We start from the raw sequence: 1,372 nt of genomic DNA, 5'->3' as shown, positions 1-1,372 counted from the left end.
GACACTGTCAAATAGTTTGTGTAAATAGATCTTTCTCGTAAATTGATTTTTTAATTTTTTCTTAGTCAAAGTAGGATTCCAATGTATCCTGCACTTGGCCGAAGCCTTTATGGATTCGGTTGAAGTAGCGATCATTGTAGCTTATTGCCTGAATGCCAATGAAAGTATCAAGCGACTGCTCGCTTGGAAACTCTGCTTTGGGCTTTGCCTTGCGTTTAACGACATTGTTAAAGGATTCAATCATGTTGGTGGAATAGATTGAGGGTCTGATCTGTTTGGGATAGTTGTAAAAGACCAATAGATCAGGCTCAATGTCTTTTAGATTCCTAATGACATGATTGTATGCCTTGTTCCATTTGTCATAGAATGCATGAAGAGTTTGTACAGCGGCTGTCTTGTTAGGCTGCCTATGAATCTGCTTGAAATCGTTCATGATTGTCTCACGATCGTCAACACGCACTTTATTGCAAATATTGCGCATGACATGAACCAGGCAGCGCTGAAAATGTGCTTTGGGATAAGTCTTTGCCAGAGCTGTTTTCATGCCGACAACACCGTCAGACAAGAAAAGCTCGACTTGCTTCAAACCCCGCGATCTCATGTTTTGAAGCATTTCAGTCCAAACTTCGACGTTTTCGCTGGGTGCTATGCAGTAGTCGATTACTTCTTTATGGCCATTGGGCCTGATGCCGATGGCAATATAGACGGCTTCACGCTCAAACGTTTCTCGGCACAGCGGAAGATACGTTGCGTCAAGATAAACGCAAAAGAACCTGTCGCTAAGCTTGCGTTTGTGATAGGCTTCAACCTTTGGAATCATTTGCTTGGAAATATTTGATACCTGAGCCGGACTGTAATGGCTGCCGTACATCTTTTCAATCAGATCGGCTATTTCTCTGGTAGTGACGCCTTTGGCATAAAGCTTGATAATCATGCTTTCCAGGACGTCCGAGTGCTGCTTGTAGTCAGGCAGAGTGTGCTGATGAAATTCGCCGTTTCTGTCTCTGGGAACCTGAATTTCGATCTGGCCAAACTGCGTATCAACCTTGCGATAATAGATGCCGTTTCTGGAATTGCCAGAGTTCCATCCGCTTTTTGCATAAGGATCATAGCCTAAAAAGGCAGTCAATTCAGCTTCAAGCAATTGATTAACTGCAGTTTGAATTTCCTTGCGCAAAAAATCATTAACTTTGTCTTGATTGAATAGTGCTTGAGCCATATTTTTGGTAAAATCATTCATGAAGGAGTTCTTCTTTCTGTATGTTGTTTTTTTGTTCAATCCAATCATACGAGAAAGGAACTCCTTTTTCTAATGTTTTCAGAAATTAATTTAAGGAATCATTCATCCTTACACAAACTATTTTACGGTCTC

At 41.3% G+C, this 1,372-nt stretch carries 1 protein-coding gene; it reads right to left on the bottom strand.

Going from position 1 to position 1,372, the window contains the following annotated elements; genetic code table 11:
- Positions 1 to 61: 61 nt before the first annotated feature.
- The gene (locus HMPREF0493_RS02670; protein WP_040457022.1) at positions 62 to 1,240 is read right to left on the bottom strand and encodes an IS256 family transposase; all 1,179 of its coding nucleotides are present in this window, start codon (positions 1,238 to 1,240) and stop codon (positions 62 to 64) included.
- Between the last annotated feature and the right edge of the window lie 132 nt (positions 1,241 to 1,372).

The organism is Lactobacillus amylolyticus DSM 11664, assembly GCF_000178475.1.
Lineage (GTDB): Bacteria > Bacillota > Bacilli > Lactobacillales > Lactobacillaceae > Lactobacillus > Lactobacillus amylolyticus.
The sequence above is the reverse complement of the archived record's forward strand: the minus strand, read 5'-3'. Positions and strand labels throughout refer to the sequence as shown.

What these genes read in the sequence shown, in the direction of transcription:
- HMPREF0493_RS02670 (WP_040457022.1), bottom strand. Translation starts at nt 1,240, where the DNA reads ATGAATGATTTTACCAAAAATATGGCTCAAGCACTATTCAATCAAGAC.